Origin of the sequence: Deinococcus terrestris, from assembly GCF_009377345.1 — a bacterium.
Classification (GTDB): domain Bacteria; phylum Deinococcota; class Deinococci; order Deinococcales; family Deinococcaceae; genus Deinococcus; species Deinococcus terrestris.
In genome coordinates this window covers 24,714-40,399 of sequence record NZ_WBSL01000007.1, presented here as the reverse complement: position 1 = coordinate 40,399, position 15,686 = coordinate 24,714, and the positions used below count along the sequence as shown (strand labels likewise).

The window sequence follows — 15,686 nt, the reverse complement described above, 5'->3', positions numbered from 1 at the left end:
CACGGGAGCACGGCAAGGCGGGCGCCGCCGCTCGCCAGGAGCCCGCGCCGTCCCCTCCAGCACCCCCGAAGCCCGCGCCCCCCCCGCAGCCTGAACCTCAGCCTCGCGTGACGCCGCCCGTTGCGGCCCCGCCGCCCTCCCCACCAGCGGCGGCCACGGTCCAGGAAGCCGCCTCACCTGCCCCCAGGTCCCCCGGGGCAGCCGCCTCCCCTCCTGTCCCGGCGACCTTCCGCGAGCGGGCGATGTCGGACCACCGGCTCCACCTTCTCCTGATCGGCAACGACGAGGAGCAACTCGGCCGCGGCCGCGGCGACGTGCTGATGGTCCTGACCTTCGATCCCGTGGGAAAGCGGCTGACGTTCCTGAATATTCCACGGGACACGCGCGTGCAGCTCCCTGGCCGGGGCTGGGTCAAACTGAATGCCGCCTACGCCTACGGGGGGCCGAGCCTGCAAACGCAGGCCGTCGAGCGCTTTCTGGGCTTTCCGATGGACCGGTACGTGGAAATCAGCCTGGCCGGGTTCCGGCAGGCCATCGACGCCGTGGGAGGGGTCGAGGTTCATCCCGCTTTTGCCTTCACAGTGGGACCGTACGCCTTCACGCCGGGCTCCCAACGCCTGGACGGCTTGCAGGCCCTGGCTTACACCCGCATGAGAAAGAACGATCCCGAGGGGGACTTGGGGCGCAACCGCCGGCAGCAGGAAGTGATTGCCAGTCTCATTCGGGAATTTAGTGCGGTTCCGCTGGACGACCTGATTGGGCTCGTCGACCGGCTGCTTGATGACCTGGCCTCCAACCTGCGGACCAACCTCACCCCGTCCGAGGTCATCACGGTACGGACCCAGCACAGCTACCTGCTGGAGAGCCAGGCCCACGAGCAGGTGCGGGGAACGGGCAAAATCATCGGCGGCAGTTGGTACTACGTGGTCCCGGATCAGGAACGCCAGCGTCTCCACCTGCTGCTGCGCGACCGTTGACCTAGGGAGCCGCCCTTACTCGGCCGCCACCTGACTTTCCGGAATCATCTTGCGCAACTGCTGCCGCACGTGCGCGTAATCCTCCTCGCGGGCGTAGGCTTCGAGGGCCGCGAGTTCCGCCGCGAGCCACTCCGCGTCCGGCACCTCCAGGCGGGCGATGAAAATGTCCTCGTGCGGGGTCTGGTCGACGCTCTCGTGGGCGGTGAGCAGTTCCTCGTACAGCTTTTCGCCCCGGCGCATCCCGGTGACCAAAATCTTGATGTCCTGACCCGACAGCCGGATCAGGTCCTGCGCGAGGTCGACGATCCGGACCGGCTGCCCCATTTTCAGGACGTACACCTTGCCGTTGTCCGCCAGGGCTCCGGCCTGCAAGACCAGCCTCGACGCTTCGGGAATGGTCATGAAATAGCGCGTCATCCGCTCGTCGGTGATGGTGACCGGCCCCCCGGCCTCAATCTGGCGGATAAAGGTCGGCACCACACTGCCGCGGCTGCCCAGCACGTTGCCGAACCGGACAGACATGAACGCCTGATCCGGGTTGGCACTCTGCGCCGCCACGCTGATGATCATCTCGGCCAGGCGCTTGCTCGCGCCCATCACGCTGGTGGGGTTGACGGCCTTGTCGCTGGAGATGTTCACGAAGCGCCGCACGCCGAATTCCAGACACAGGCTGCTGAGAATCCGCGTGCCGATCACGTTGTTGTAGATGGCCTCGCTGGGGCTGTCCTCCATCAGGGGGACATGCTTGTGGGCCGCCGCGTGCAGCACCACCTGGGGCTGACAGCGCTCGAAGACGCGCTGCAGGTGCTTGGCATGCCGCACGTCCCCGATGATGGCGCTTTGCCGCACCTCCGGGAAGCGCTCGATCAGCTCCTGCTGAATCGAGAAAATGCTGTTTTCCCCGCGCCCAAAGAGAATCAGGTGGCCCGGCGCATAGTGCGCCACCTGCCGGGCAAGTTCGCTGCCGATCGAGCCCCCCGCTCCGGTGACGAGCACCGTCTGTCCGGTGAGATACGCGCCGATGTCTTCGTGCGCCAGCCGGGCCGGGGGGCGGCGCAGCAGGTCTGCCAGGTTGACGTCGCGCAGTTGCGGCACCTTGGGGCGGTCGAGCAGCAGTTCACTCAGGCTCGGCATGATCTGCACCAGTCGGCCACTGGCCTGCGCCTCTTCAAAAATGCCCCGCACCTCCTCGCCGGACGCGGAGGGCATGGCGAGAATCAGCCGCTGGGCCTGGGCCTGGTCCGCGGCCAGGGCGATGTGGCCCCGGATCGGTCCCAGAACAGGCAGGCCAGCCACCTGCTGCCCCTGAAGCGCCGGGGCGTCGTCGAGAAATCCGACCGGAAGCAGGTCCGCGCGCGGCTGGCGCCGCAACTCCTCGGCGATCAGCCGCCCCGCGTAGCCAGCCCCCAGAATCAAGGTCCGCTGTCCGCCAGGGTCCGGGCAAGTCATGGCTGCTCCGTGACCTCGCGCAGCATCTGCACGACGTAAGCGGCGTCCTCCGCGCCCAGCCGCGTGTGGAAGGGCAGGGCCAGGGTCCGGCGGGCCGCGTCCTGGGTCACGGGCAAGTCGGGCGCCTCACCCAGCAGCTCTCGCAGGTACGGCTGCTGGTGCAGGGGCGCGAAGTAGCCGCGGCTGGGCACGCCGCGCTGCTGCAGCGCCTCCATCACCCGGTCCCGGTGCAGTCCCCCTTGCAGGGTCACCACATACACGAAATAGCTCATGTCGACCTCGGGCCGGACGACGGGGGGCGTCACGGTCCCGAGCCCCTGCAGCAGCGTGTCGTAGCGGGCGGCCACCGCAGACCGGGCCGCGACGAAGGCATCGAGCCGCGCGAGCTGGGTGACGCCCAGCGCCGCCGACAGCTCCGGCAGGCGGTAGTTGTAGCCCAGGCGCTCGTGCTCCAGCCAGGCGCCCATCTGACCCCGGCCCTGGTTGCGCATGCTGCGGGCCAGGTCCGCGAGGTCGTCGCGGTTGGTCACGACCATGCCGCCTTCCCCGGTCGTGATCTGCTTGTTGGGGTAAAAGGCGAAGGCCCCGGCGTCCCCGAGCTGCCCCAGGGGAATGCCGCGGTAGCGGCTGCCCAGCGCCTCGCAGCAGTCGTCAATCAGGGCGAGGCCGTGCCGCTCGGCGAACGCCTGGAGTTCGGTCCAGGGTGCGGGATGCCCGAACACGTCGACCACCATCACCGCCCGCGTCCGGGGCGTGCGTCGGCGCTCGAGTTCTTCCGGGTCCAGGTTGTAGGTGTCGGGGGTGATGTCCACGAACACTGGGCGAACGCCCTCGTAGAGCAGCACGTTGACACTGGCCGCGAAGGTGAAGGAGGGCACCAGCACCTCGTCGCCGGGACCCAGCCCCAGAGCCCGCACGATCAGGTGCAGGGCCGCAGTTCCGGAATTGACGGCGACGGCGTGGCGCACGCCCACGTACTCGGCCATGGCCTGCTCGAAGGCCTCGACCTGGGGACCCAGGGCCAGGCGGCCACTGCGGAGCACGTCAAGTACCCCCTGGATGTCACTCTGGTCCAGTTCGGACGCCGCCATGTCCAGAGGACGGCGCGGTTGGGTCGGTACACTCATACAACCTCCCTGGGCGGTCCCTGCTGGCCGCCCGGTGGTGAATGCTGACCCCAGGTCAGCGGGGTGGGGGAACCGGGCCGCGCGCGGCGTGCCCTTTGCCTCCGCGCCCAGGCCTCCTCATAGAAGGTGGCCCAGTGGTCATTCATGATCTGTTCGTTGAAAGTGGCCTGAACCCAGGCCTGCCCCTGCTGGCCCAGGCGACGCGCCCAGGCGGGATCGGCCAGCAGCCGCTGCAGGGCCAGCGCCAGGGCAGGCACGTCTCCGGCAGGCACCTGGAGTCCCGTGATTCCTGGCAGATTCGTGTCACGTACCCCGGCACCGTCGGTCACCACGGTCGGCACCCCGGCGGCCGAGGCCTCCAGCAGCACCATCCCCAGCCCCTCGTGCAGGCTCGGAAGGGTAAAGACGCTCATCAGGGGGTAGACGCGGCTCATGTCGGCTTCGGCGTCCAGCCGCACGATGCCCCGGCCGGTGTCCAGCGCCCGGCGCACGGCCGCCGGAAGGGGATTGGCCGGGTCCAACTCCCCCACCAGCAGCAGCCGGGCCTGCGGAAAGCAGGCGTGGACCAGCGGCCAGGCCTCAAGCAGTTCCGTCAGGCCCTTTTGCAGCACCAGGCGGCCCACGAAGCCGACCACCGGGGTCCCCTCCGGCAGGTTCAGGCGACCGCGCAGGGCCTGCACAGCCGCGGGGTCCGGACGCGCGTACCGCTCCACCGGAATCCCGGCGGCACTGCCCGATCCCAGCACGCGAATCTTGCCAGGGCGCACCAGCCCCAGGGCAATTGCCTCGTCCCGGTTGGAGGGACTGATGCAGATCACCTCGTGGGCGCAGGCACACGTGAGCCATTCCATCGCCAGCAGCAGGGGCCTCAGGGGAGCCAGCGGGGTGCGGCGTGCGGTCTCGCTGCGCAGGCCCATCATGTTGTACACGCGCAGCGGGACCCGGTGGACGGCGCCCGCCAGGCCCGCAAGCAAGGCCCCCTTGGGCGTGGTGAAGTTCAGGACGTCGGGCCGCACGCGGCGCACGGTCCGGACCATCGCTGCCAGGGACGCGAGGTCCGCCCGCAACCGAATCTCGCGCCGCATCGGAACGGCGTGAAAGGTCACTCCACTGCGCCGGACCACCTCGCGGACCACACCCGGCGGCTCAGGGTCGCTCACCAGATGCACCCGGTGACCCCGGCGCTGCAGGTCGCGCAAGTGAGACGTGTAAAAGACCAGCGCCGTGGCTGGCACCGTGAACGCGTACAGGAACCTAAGAGGCGGCATGACGCCCCCCCCCGGAGGCCCGTTCCTCGGCCAGCAGGCGCTCCAGGCCCTCCCGCAACCCGATTCGGGGCACCCAGTCCAGCAGGCGCCGCGCCAGGGTGATGTCGGGCTGCCGCCGCCGGGGGTCATCCGGCGGCAGGGGGCGGTACTCCAGTTGTGGGGGGCTGCCCACCAGGTCCCCCACCAGCCTGGCCAGTTCCAGAACCGTCACCTCCTCGGGGTTGCCCAAGTTCACGGGTCCGTGGTACGGCACGGCCATCAGCCGCAGGAGACCGTCGATCAGGTCATCGACATACTGAAAGCTGCGGGTCTGCTCGCCGTCCCCGTACACGGTCAGGGGCTCGCCCCGCAGCGCCTGCTGAACGAAGGTGGTGACGACCCGCCCGTCGTCGGGCCGCATGTGGGGGCCATAGGTATTAAAGATGCGCACGATCCGCGTCTCGGCGCCCCTGGTCCGGTGGTAGGCCATGGTGAGGGCCTCGGCGTAGCGCTTGGCCTCGTCGTAGCAACTGCGGGGTCCCGTGCAACTCACGTGCCCGCGGTCGTCTTCCCGCTGGGGATGGGCCAGGGGATCCCCGTAGACCTCACTGCTGCTGGCCAGCAGGAAGGTCGCGCCATGCTGCGCGGCCAGCTCCAGGGCCTGCTGGGTGCCCTGGGCGTTGACCTGCAGCGTTTCCAGGGGAAACCGCTGGTAATGCGCGGGGCTCGCCAGGCTGGCCAGATGCAGCACCCAGTCGAGGCGGGGGCCGCTGTAGGGCAGGGCGACCCGGACATCGGCCTCGGTGAACTGAAATCGGGGATGACGCAGCCGCTCGGTCGTGGCGGGCTGCCCGCCGATGTAATTGTCCACGCCGGTCACGTGGTGGCCCTGTTCCAGCAAGCGCCGGACCAGATGGCCCCCGATAAAGCCCGCACTCCCCGTGATCAGGATATTCAAGGATGCACCGTCTCTGCCGGAGAAGAAGGCCCCTCGCGGCCAAACTGCTCGATCTGGGCCAGGAGCGGGCTGCGCAGCACGTTGCGGGCATCGATAATCAGTGGGCGGCGCATGGTGAGCAGCAGGGCGGGCCAGTCGAGGCCCCGGTACTCGTCCCACTCGGTGGCGATCACCACCGCGTCGGCCCGTCTCAGCGCCGAGGCAGGGTCAGGTGCCTCGGTATACGTCAGGTGCGGCCACTCCCGCCGCGCACGGGGCATCGCCACTGGATCGTGCGCGACGACGCTGGCTTCCATCGCGTGCAGGCGCTGAATCAGGTCGTGCGCCGGTGCGTCCCGCAGATCGTCGGTGTTGGGCTTGAACGCCATGCCCAACACGGCGATCCGCTTGCCCTTGAGGGTCTTGAGGTGACGCTGCAGCTTCTCGATGACGACCTGACGCTGACGGTAGTTCACGTCGATCGCCGCTTGCAGGATCGGCATGGGATACCCGTATTCCCGCCCCGCGCTGATCAGGCCCTGGGTGTCTTTGCCAAAGCAGCTGCCGCCCCACCCCAGTCCAGCTTGCAGGAATCTCGGCCCGATGCGGGCATCTGCCCCGATGCCGGTAGCGACCTCCTGAATGTCGGCCCCCACCCGCTCGCACAGACCGGCAATCTCGTTGGCAAAACTGATTTTCAGGGCCAGGAACGCGTTGGCCGCGTACTTGATCATCTCCGCACTTTGCAGGGTCGTGCCGACGACGCCTGGGCGCAGGTAGCTTTCGGGCCGCGGCGTTTCGGCTGGCGGCGCGAACGTTTGCTCTATCAGGGGCGCGTACAGCGCGGTGAGCCGGGCCACGCCCTCCGGAGCCCCCCCCATCACGATCCGGTCCGGGTAGAGGCTGTCTCCCAGGGCCGTCCCCTCACGCAGAAATTCGGGATTGCTCACCACGAAGTGACGCGTCTCGTCGAAGTGCGGCGAATGTTCCTCCAGCAGGCGCTGCACGAAATCCCCCGTACCGATGGGCACGGTGCTCTTGTTGACAAGCACCTGGCTCCGATCGCTGAGGTGGGGGGCGATGCCCACGGCGGCCCCGGTGATGAATTCCAGGTCGGGCGCTCCGCCGGGTCCGGGCGGCGTGCCGACGCAGATAAAGATGACGTCGGCCTGCGCCACCACCGCGTAGTCGGTGGTCCAGTGCACGCGGTCAGCCTGCTGAGCCAGCAAGGAGGCGAGCCCCGGCTCATAAATTGGCACCTCGCCCCGGCGCAACTGCTCAATCTTGGCGGCATCGATGTCGAGCCCGGTAACCCGGTGCCCCAGGTGGGCCAGCAGCGCCACTGTGCCCAGGCCGACGTACCCCGTTCCGATGACCACCACCTGCTGAGAAGATTCGTGTGTCAAGACCGCCTCCGAGAGCGAACGGGGAATCACGGCAAGGCACATCCCAGCGAATGGACCTTGTGTGAGGAGAATATTTTAACAGCTGTCTGCGGACTGCGGCACCCCGAGCCGGGGGCAGAAGCGTCCGCACAGCCTGTCAGCCCCACCGCTGCCCCCGGAGTATTGACCCGGCTGTCAGAATTCTCACTTTCAAAAAGGCTTCTCCCTTGTCAAGGATTGGAGGCCCTTTAAGCCTATAAAGAGGAATTTTTCACAGTCGAAGGGGGCCATCGAATAAACGATGGGAATTTAACAGATCTGTAAGAGTCCCGTCGTTAGGTTGGCTAGGTAAAGAGAGACGAACAGATCTCTCATCCGGAAGTCCGGTAGCACCCTTACGGGTTCTTGCAATTCCGCCGTAGCAGTTCGGTCGACCTCCCGCCCTCCAGCGGGCAGGCAGGGTGGTCCTACGGCTTCAGGAGACACCATGCACCAACCGATTTCCCCCTCCCGTCCCCTTCGCCCGCTCTCGCTCGGTGTGCTGGCCCTCTCCGCGCTGCTGTCGGCCTGCGGCCGGGGCACGCCCAGTCCCACCCAGGCAGCAGACCTAGAGGAATCGCCCACGCTGGCGGCTCTCCAGGCCACTTCCACAACCACCCTGAACCTGGCGGACCTGCCCTGGGCCGCGTCCACCAACAGCCGGGGACCAGTCGAGCGCAACCAGAGCTACGGCGGAGACAGGCCTGGGGATGGCCGGACCATGACCATGGGGGGGACCACTTACGCCACAGGCCTGGGCGTCCACGCGGACTCCAGCCTGACGTTCAATCTTCCGGCGCAATGCGGGCGGTTCATGACATCCATCGGCATCGACGACGAGGTGGGCGCCGCCGGTAGCGTGGTCTTCGAGGTCTATGCCGACGGCCGCCTGCTGTACCGCAGTGGCCGGTTGACGGGCAGCATGGCCCCAAAAAACATCAACCTGAATGTGGTGGGCGTACGGGAACTGCGTCTGATGGCCCACAAGTCGGACAATGACGTCTCCGATCATGCCAACTGGGCCAACCCGGTCCTGACGCAGTGCGCTGGCGTGGTCCCTCCCGCCACCCCACCTGCTCCCGTTCCGGCACCGGCGCCCACACTGTCTGCGCCAGTCAACGCGCCCGCCGGGTTTGTCAATGTGAAAGCCTACGGCGCCAAGTGCGATGGAGTGGCCGACGACAGCGCGGCGATTCAGCGTGCCCTGACCAACGAGGCGAAGGTCTACATTCCCGCTGGAACCTGCGTGGTGGGCAACCTCGAGCTGAAATCCAACCAGACGGTCATGGGCGAGGGCAGCGCCTCGGTCCTGCTGCAAAAGGTCGGGGCTCAGTACGCCCTGAGTGCCAACCCCGGCCGCAAGGGGACGCCCAACGTGGCCGACAACCTGCGCCACATCCAGCTTGAGCGCTTCAAGCTCAAGGGGCAGGCCGGGCGGGTCGCCTTCGACGAACACATCCATCTGCTTAACCTCAACGCCGTTTCCGACGTCACCGTCAACGAAATGGTCTTTGAAGGGTATGTCGGCGACGGCGTCTACCTGGGCTCCAGCAACACGCGCAACACGGAACGGCACAACGAACGGGTCAAAATTCTGAACAGTCAGTTCGACGGGGTCGTGAAGAACAACCGCAACGGCATTTCCATCATTGACGGCACGGACATCGAGATTCGCGGGTCGACCTTCGTTCGCACGGGCCGCCGCGGAATGCCCGGCGCCATTGACCTGGAACCCGACGGCGACAACGATGCGTTCAGCCGTATTCGCAACATCACCATCGATGACTGCGAGTTCAGGGACGTGGGTGCGGACACCCTGATTGCCCTGCTGCTGCGTCCCCAGGACAACCTGACCACGCCCTCGCAAAACATCACCATCAGCAACGTCCGGGGCTACGGCAACAACCAGGAGGGCCAGACTGGACTGGGCCTCACCCACTCCTCCTGGAGTTCGACCCGTCTGCCCACCGCCACGACCCCGCCGCTGAATCTGAAGGTCATCAACTCGACTTTCGACGGAATTTACAGGCCCTTCCTGTTTACCCAGATGAAGGGAGCGGTCATCGAGAACACGACCTTCAAGAACGCCCGCGCCTTCGCCTACATCGGCACTGGAGACGGAGCTGGCTTCAACCGCGACATCACGCTCAACAACGTCACGTTCGACAACGTCGGGTACGACCCCAACCTGGGCTACAAGGCCCTGACCATCTACTCCAATGACGGCGTGACCCTGAACAAGGTCACCGTGAAAAATGGAAATGGCCTGGGCATCGCGTTCTCGAGCGGCGAATCCCGCAACATCCGCATCCTGGAAAGCCGCATCATCAATGACAATGGCAAGCTGGTCTACGGCATCAAGAGGTTCAACGACCACGTGCTGAACCGGGCGACCAATGTGGCCAGCAACATCGAACTGCTGGGCGTCAAGGGCAACGACTTCCTGCAGTAACAGGCCCGCTGAAACCCCCGGCCTGCACATCCACCCGCCCCACCTGGGCTAGTGGTTGGCAGGTCGGGGGTTTCAGGCCAGTCGCGGAACTGTGCGGGGCAGTGTCCGTGTGCCGCGACCGACAGCCGCCGGGCCTCACCCTGCCCACGGCCCTGCAGGGGTGGGGCACATCCCTGGCCTGGCTCCCTCCTGCTGCCGCTCCCTGGCCCCGCTGCGGGCACTACGCGGCTGGAGTTGCACCACGGGGCCAGGGCTTTACAGAAGCGCCACCTGCCTACCGGAACGCGGTCCGGCTGATCTTGACTCGGCCCTGCAGCCGCGCCGGGCTGGGGGCAAAGACCTGAGCCCGCTGGCCCGGTTGGAGCGTGAAGCGAACGACGCTGGGCGCGGTCTTGCCCGGCAGCGGCGCGAAGATCACCTCGGCGGTGTGGGCTCCCGAGTAGGGCGTGCCGATCAGGACCGGATACTGGTTTTGGGCCATGTAGCCCGAGCCACTGTCCACTGCCCGCGTGAAGCGAACGTCCTGATGGAGCGTGGGGCGCACCCGGATCACCCGGCCATGCTGATTGAGTTCGCCGCCCGGTCCAAGCACCTCGACGGTCATGGGCGGCACCGGGCCTGCCGGAAGCGTGTTGCGGAAGTATCTCAGCTCGCGGCCCGAATACAGCACGTCCACCCGGCCGTCGCCGTCAATGTCACCCAGCCCCATTCCCGAGCGGCCATTGCCCAGGCCACGCAAGAAGTCCGAACGCACGAAGCGCCCCCCCTGATTAAGAAGCACGCCGCTCTGGTTGTTCAGGCCGCCCATCACGAGCAGGTCCTCACGGCCATCGCCATTCATGTCGTAGATGTTCATGCCGTTGGCATGCTCGTAGCGCTCCCGCGGCAGGGTGCTGGCCGTGATGTCGCGGAACACCTTGCCGTTGAACTCGAGCAACCGGGGTCCATTCTCCGGGTGCATCTGGATCAGGTCGAAGTGGCCGTCGTTGTTCCAATCCAAGAATTTCGCGCCCTCCTCGAACAGGTAAGGCAGGCGGTACTCGGCGCTGCGCTCCTTGAACTTGGCGCCCCCCGTGTTGAGGAAGATTCGGCCCGAGACATAGAGGTCAATCCAGCCGTCGAAGTTGAAGTCGAGGGCCTGCGCACCCTCGGGCCGCTCCTCGCCGCGCTGCCGACCCATCGGGGTCTGGAGGCCGACATCGCGGAAGCGCCCCCGGCCGTCGTTGATCAGGAGGGGGTTGTGCTTGGCGTTGCTCACCCGGCCGTCGCACACCACCACCTCGGCGCCGGTGCCGTCGCTGCGGCCCCCGATCTCGTCCGCGTAGTAGGGCAAGAACACGTCGAGGTCGCCGTCATTGTCGAAGTCGGCCGTCACGATGGTCTCGCCGCGCCCCCGCAGGCCGAGCTTGGAAAACTGCGGATCAAGGGAGAAAGTGCCGTCCTTGCGGCCGAGATACAGTTGCGCCACCTGAGCCCCGAAGTTCTGGCAGTCGTAGGTGTTGCTCAGCACGTCGAGCAGGCCGTCGCCGTTGAAGTCGGCCACCCGGTTGTCGCGCGGAGTGCGCCCGCCCTCACGCAGTTGCGTGATGCCCATCACCCGCAGGTCCTGGGGAACGAGCCCTCTGCCGCTGTTGAGAAAGCCGAAGGGCTCTAGGCGGCCGTCACCGTTCAGGTCAATGAGCGCCGGGGTCAGAAACGACGGAGCGATCGGCCGCGCCGCCGGGCGCGTGACCCGGCCCGCGAACAGCAGGTAGTCGCTCCAGGCGGGCGCTCCGCCGCCCCACGTCACCCCGCGCCGCAACCCCGACGCCCCGGTGCGGTAGAAGAGCGGTCCCTGGCCCAGGTAACGCCCGGCCTCGTCCACCGGGCCGACACCCAGCAGGTCGTCCTTGCCGTCACCGTCGAAGTCCCCGAGCTGAAAGCGGTGCTTGGCCCAGCCCCGGGCGCCAGCCGCCCACTCGACCTCCCGCCTGAGCCCGGAAGCCCCGGTGCGGTAGAACAACCGCCCCGTCCCCGTGTAGCGCCCATATTCATCCACCGCACCGATGCCCAGCAGGTCGTCTCTGCCGTCGCCGTCCACGTCCCCCACCTCAAAGCGGTAGTTCCTCCACGCCTGCGTCCTGGCTCCGGCGCCCCAGTTCACCAGGCGCGTGAGCTTGGAAGCCCCGGTCAGGAAGACGAAAGCACCGCTGCCGGTCAATCTTCCGTAGGGGTCGACGGCCCCGGTTGCCAGCAGGTCGTCCTTGCCGTCACCGTCGAAGTCCCCGAGCTGAAAGCGGTGGTTCGCCCAGCCCCGGGCGCCAGCTGCCCACTCGACCTCCCGCCTGAGCCCGGAAGCCCCGGTGCGGTAGAACAACCGCCCCGTCCCCGTGTAGCGCCCATATTCATCCACCGCGCCGATGCCCAGCAGGTCGTCTCTGCCGTCGCCGTCCACGTCCCCCACCTCGAAGCGGTAGTTCCTCCACGCGGGAACGTCGCAGGCGACCGTCTGCCGCTCTTTCAGGCCACGCGTCCAGAGAACGAGGCACCCTGTCCCGGTCGACTTCCCACTCTCGTCGAGGGTGCCCGGCGCGAGCACGTCGGTCTTGCCGTCGCCGTCGAAGTCGCCCGTCTGGAACTGCGTGCCCCTCCACGCGGGTGAACCCGCCGACCAGACGACCTCGCCGCGCAGCCGGGACGCGCCGCTGCGGTAAAACAGGCCCCCGGTGCCGGTATATCTCCCCGTCTCGTCCAGGGCGCCCACCCCCAGGACGTCGCTTTTGCGGTCGCCGTCAAAATCCCCGATCTGGAACCCGTAGCCAGCCCACTCGCGAGCCCCGGCCGCCCACCCCACCTCGTCCTGAAGGCGGGACGCGCCCGTGCTGTAAAACAGGCTCCCGGCGCCGGTGTATCTCCCCTGTTCGTCGAGAGCGCCCACCCCGAGCACGTCGGTCTTGCCGTCCCCATCAAAGTCGGCCCGCCCGGAGGTCGGCGCCCCGCGTGCGGACGCGCCCGGCGCCTGCGCCGCGGCCCCGGTGGCCAGCAGCGCCGCCCCTACGGCGGTCAGAAGGAACAAAGACCACAGCAGACCGGAGCGGGACAGCGGAGCGGGGCGGGTACCCCGGCGGGGGAAAGGTTCTTTCATATGGCGCTCCTGTCGTGCCGAGCACAGCCCCCGCGTGCGCGTCAGAAGCCCAGTCTGGCAGGCACCGAGAGAGAAGGACAAAGGATGACGGCTAAGAGTGAAGGTACCGGAGACTGGACCCCCAGTGCCGCAGGAGGGGACCGTGTCAGAGCGTTGAGGGGTGGGCCTGTCTCAAGCTGTCCAAGACTCTCCAGGATCGGCTGCTCGGTGCATCGTTTGCCTTTGGTGTGCCCTCCCGTCTGCAGCTGAAGTTGCAATCAGATGGGCACAGGGTCAGTCTATCGACCACCGTTCACTTGAGTCACGATCCTGAGCTTGACCCCACAGCGGCGGGAACAGCCTCGAACTGAGGGGGTCGAAATGCCTGGCCTCCCGTTCCACCCCTGAGGGCCCGGTGCAGAGTTCATCTGTCACAATTCACATCATGACGTTCTCTACCGGGCCAATCCTGCTGACCTCGGCCGGGAGGCGAGTTTCCCTGCTGCGTGCCTGGCAACGTGCGGCGGCGGCCCACGGCCGGACGGTGCTGGTGACCGATATGGACCCTCTGGCTCCGGCTGCGCTGCTCGCGGAACGCGCGTTCGCCCTCCCCCCGGTCACAGCGGCCGGTTACCTCCCGGAGCTGCTGGCCGCCGTGCAGGACTGCGGCGTGAGCCTTATCATTCCCACCATCGACACCGAATTGCCTTTGCTGGCCAGGAACGCGGGCGCCCTCCGTGAAGCGGGGGCCACCCCCATCGTCAGCGAGCTGCCCTTTGCCGAACTCTGCAACGACAAATGGCTGTTCGGGGAGGCGTTTGCCCAGGCGGGGTTGGATACCCCCAGGGCGTGGTTGCCCGCAGAAGCTGCTACCGCCGCGAATCTGCCGCAAGACCTCTTTATCAAACCCAGAGACGGAAGTGCCAGCCTGCACGCTTCGGCCGTCACGCGAGATGAGTTGGAAACCAGCCTTCCCCGGGTTCCCAACGCGGTCGTGCAGGAGCGGCTGACCGGACAGGAGATCACCGTCGACGCCCTTCTCGACTTTGCCGGCGAGCCCCTCCACTATGTGCCCCGCCGCCGAATCCGTACGGTGGGCGGCGAATCGATCCAGGGCGAAACGCTGGACAACGCCCAGATCGGTCCGTGGCTGGAAACCGTGCTGGGGGTGGCTGGACGCCTGGGCGCCCGCGGTCCTATCACGGTCCAGGGATTCCTGACCGCGCGGGGCCCGGTACTCACGGAAATCAATCCCCGCTTCGGTGGAGGCTATCCCCTGGGATACGCAGCTGGCGCCCACTACCCCGAGTGGCTCCTTGCCCTCTCGCTGGGGCAGGCCGTGCAGCCGCGCCTGGGCGCCTACCAGCGGGGCCTGTATATGACCCGCCATTATGAGGAAACGTTTACCTCCTCCCCAAGATGGTGAGGGATGATCAACTTAGGGCCGTGGTCTTCGACCTCGACGACACCCTGCTGCCTGAGTGGAAGTACGTCCGCAGTGCCTACCGGGCTGTTGCCCAGTCCCTTTTCGGCCAGACGTCTCAGGCGCGTGAAGCGGAACGCTGGCTGTGGGACCGTTTTGTCGGCGGGCAGCATGCGGGATCGCTCAATGCCCTGCTGGAATGGTCTGGACGTGACGAACCGGTGGACGTGCTGCTCGACATCTACCGGTCCCACACCCCACAGGTGCGGCTTGCACCCAACGTTTTGCGAACCCTTCAGGAGTTGCGCACTTCCGGCTTGCGGATAGGCCTCATCTCCGACGGCCCTCTGATGACGCAGCGCCGCAAAGTGGAGGCCCTAGGACTGGGTCAGCTGATAGACGAGATATGTCTGACCGACGTGTGGGGGCGTGAATACTGGAAGCCCCATGACCGGGCTTACCGCAATCTGGAGAGCCTCTGGCACCTGGGCGGACCACAACTCGCGTATGTCGGAGACAACCTCACCAAGGACTTCGTGGCGGCCAATGCCCTGGGGTGGAGAACCGTATGCCTGCGCTCCCGCCGTCAGGTTCACGCCGCTCGCCGCGCGGGGCCCGGGGGACGCCCGGAGGTCCGGGTCACGTCATGGAAAGCTCTGGACGTCCTCCTGCAGAACTGGTCACGGGGAGAGGACGGAGGGCCTGCGGGGCCTGACCGTGGACGCTGAACACCCGGTCGACCGAATCCTGGCGTCAAAGAATGTCAAGAGGGGTCAGCAGAGCAGGGAACGTGGAGAGAGCGCGTCCGTGCTCAGCACCCGACAGGGGCCCTCCGGTGCCGGGTGCAGGAGCGTCGGCACGCCCTTGCTTGCCCCGGACTTGCCGCGCACACTGTAGGGTGTGGCCCCTTGTCCGGACGGCACTGCTCGGGGTGTGCCTGGGGGCAGCACTGCTGCTGGGAACACCGGCCCTGCGGGTCCCCCTCCAGTGGCTGGAGGTCGGTGACCGCCCGGAAGTTGCGGACGCGATCATCATCCTGGGCAGCGGCGCGGACTGCGCCACAGGACGCCTGTACTCGATGACGCGGGCCAGAACCGACCGGGCCATCGCGCTTGTACGTGCCGGGTACAGCCAGCGGTTGACGGTCACCGACGTCTCGGGTGCAGGAGGCACCTGCGTCGACGCGGCGGCAGCCCAGGCACATTACATCCGGGAGCGGCTGACAGACCGCCGCGCCCAGGTGTTCCGCCTGGACGCGGCGCTGGACACCCGCAGCGAGGCGCTGCGGACCCAGGAACTCGCCGGAGCGCGGGGCTGGCAGCGTCTCCTGGTGGTCACCTCCCCCCTGCACACCCGCCGGGCCAAACTGCTGTTCCAGGCTCTGGATCTGGACGTGCGGGTGATTGCCGCCCAAGAAGTCCAGTTCGACGCCCGGCTGCCGACGGTGGCTCACCGCCTGAGCGCCCTGAAGGTGCTCGCGCATGAGGGAGGGGGCTTTGCTCGGGGTGTGCTGAACGGGTGGTTTTGAGGCGGCGTGCGGAATCCGG

Annotated in this window: 11 protein-coding genes; 5 read left to right on the top strand and 6 right to left on the bottom strand. The window is 67.2% G+C overall.

Annotation, left to right across the window (positions count from 1 at the left end; translation table 11 throughout):
- Positions 1-242: 242 nt before the first annotated feature.
- Positions 243-977, top strand: coding sequence for an LCP family protein (locus F8S09_RS18010; RefSeq protein WP_227978686.1), 735 nt, complete (start codon positions 243-245; stop codon positions 975-977).
- A gap of 15 nt (positions 978-992) precedes the next feature.
- Here F8S09_RS18010 and F8S09_RS13215 read toward each other — a convergent pair whose 3' ends face one another.
- Genes F8S09_RS13215 through F8S09_RS13195 form a run of 5 tightly spaced genes read right to left on the bottom strand, consistent with a single transcriptional unit; the run spans position 993 to position 7,143 of the window.
- Entirely contained in the window at positions 993-2,426 is a 1,434-nt protein-coding gene (locus F8S09_RS13215) for a polysaccharide biosynthesis protein (protein WP_152871964.1), read from the bottom strand.
- On the bottom strand, positions 2,423-3,553 hold the full coding sequence (locus F8S09_RS13210; protein WP_227978685.1) for a DegT/DnrJ/EryC1/StrS family aminotransferase: 1,131 nt from the start codon (positions 3,551-3,553) through the stop codon (positions 2,423-2,425). The genes F8S09_RS13215 and F8S09_RS13210 overlap by 4 nt, the downstream gene beginning before the upstream one ends.
- Entirely contained in the window at positions 3,550-4,821 is a 1,272-nt protein-coding gene (locus F8S09_RS13205) for a glycosyltransferase (RefSeq protein ID WP_152871963.1), read from the bottom strand. The genes F8S09_RS13210 and F8S09_RS13205 overlap by 4 nt, the downstream gene beginning before the upstream one ends.
- On the bottom strand, positions 4,808-5,758 hold the full coding sequence (locus F8S09_RS13200; RefSeq protein WP_152871962.1) for a UDP-glucuronic acid decarboxylase family protein: 951 nt from the start codon (positions 5,756-5,758) through the stop codon (positions 4,808-4,810). The genes F8S09_RS13205 and F8S09_RS13200 overlap by 14 nt, the downstream gene beginning before the upstream one ends.
- The gene (locus tag F8S09_RS13195) at positions 5,755-7,143 is read right to left on the bottom strand and encodes a UDP-glucose dehydrogenase family protein (protein ID WP_227978684.1); all 1,389 of its coding nucleotides are present in this window, start codon (positions 7,141-7,143) and stop codon (positions 5,755-5,757) included. The genes F8S09_RS13200 and F8S09_RS13195 overlap by 4 nt, the downstream gene beginning before the upstream one ends.
- A 466-nt stretch (positions 7,144-7,609) precedes the next feature.
- Here F8S09_RS13195 and F8S09_RS13190 point away from each other — a divergent pair, with 466 nt between their 5' ends.
- The gene (locus F8S09_RS13190) at positions 7,610-9,613 is read left to right on the top strand and encodes an NPCBM/NEW2 domain-containing protein (RefSeq protein WP_152871960.1); all 2,004 of its coding nucleotides are present in this window, start codon (positions 7,610-7,612) and stop codon (positions 9,611-9,613) included.
- A gap of 274 nt (positions 9,614-9,887) precedes the next feature.
- On the opposite strand, the gene F8S09_RS13185 is transcribed toward F8S09_RS13190, so the two are convergent.
- Positions 9,888-12,737 (bottom strand): FG-GAP repeat domain-containing protein, encoded by a 2,850-nt coding sequence (locus tag F8S09_RS13185; protein WP_152871959.1) that lies wholly within the window; start codon positions 12,735-12,737, stop codon positions 9,888-9,890.
- Positions 12,738-13,161: 424 nt separating this feature from the next.
- Between F8S09_RS13185 and F8S09_RS13180 the strand changes: the two genes are divergently transcribed.
- The 3 genes from F8S09_RS13180 (at position 13,162) to F8S09_RS13170 (ending at position 15,667) form a co-directional block, all read left to right on the top strand.
- Complete coding sequence (locus F8S09_RS13180; RefSeq protein ID WP_152871958.1) at positions 13,162-14,142, top strand: ATP-grasp domain-containing protein; 981 nt, start codon at positions 13,162-13,164, stop codon at positions 14,140-14,142.
- A 20-nt stretch (positions 14,143-14,162) separates the two neighbouring features.
- Complete coding sequence (locus tag F8S09_RS13175) at positions 14,163-14,867, top strand: HAD family hydrolase (protein WP_194165342.1); 705 nt, start codon at positions 14,163-14,165, stop codon at positions 14,865-14,867.
- 170 nt (positions 14,868-15,037) lie between these two features.
- A complete protein-coding gene (locus tag F8S09_RS13170) occupies positions 15,038-15,667 on the top strand; it encodes a YdcF family protein (protein ID WP_152871956.1) in 630 nt (209 codons plus the stop codon).
- The last annotated feature ends 19 nt before the right edge of the window (positions 15,668-15,686 follow it).

Coding starts and splice junctions, on each gene's coding strand:
- F8S09_RS13215 (WP_152871964.1), bottom strand. CDS start 2,426: ATGACTTGCCCGGACCCTGGCGGACAGCGGACCTTGATTCTGGGGGCT.
- F8S09_RS13180 (WP_152871958.1), top strand. CDS start 13,162: ATGACGTTCTCTACCGGGCCAATCCTGCTGACCTCGGCCGGGAGGCGA.
- F8S09_RS13190 (WP_152871960.1), top strand. CDS start 7,610: ATGCACCAACCGATTTCCCCCTCCCGTCCCCTTCGCCCGCTCTCGCTC.
- F8S09_RS13185 (WP_152871959.1), bottom strand. CDS start 12,737: ATGAAAGAACCTTTCCCCCGCCGGGGTACCCGCCCCGCTCCGCTGTCC.
- F8S09_RS18010 (WP_227978686.1), top strand. CDS start 243: ATGTCGGACCACCGGCTCCACCTTCTCCTGATCGGCAACGACGAGGAG.
- F8S09_RS13210 (WP_227978685.1), bottom strand. CDS start 3,553: ATGAGTGTACCGACCCAACCGCGCCGTCCTCTGGACATGGCGGCGTCC.
- F8S09_RS13205 (WP_152871963.1), bottom strand. CDS start 4,821: ATGCCGCCTCTTAGGTTCCTGTACGCGTTCACGGTGCCAGCCACGGCG.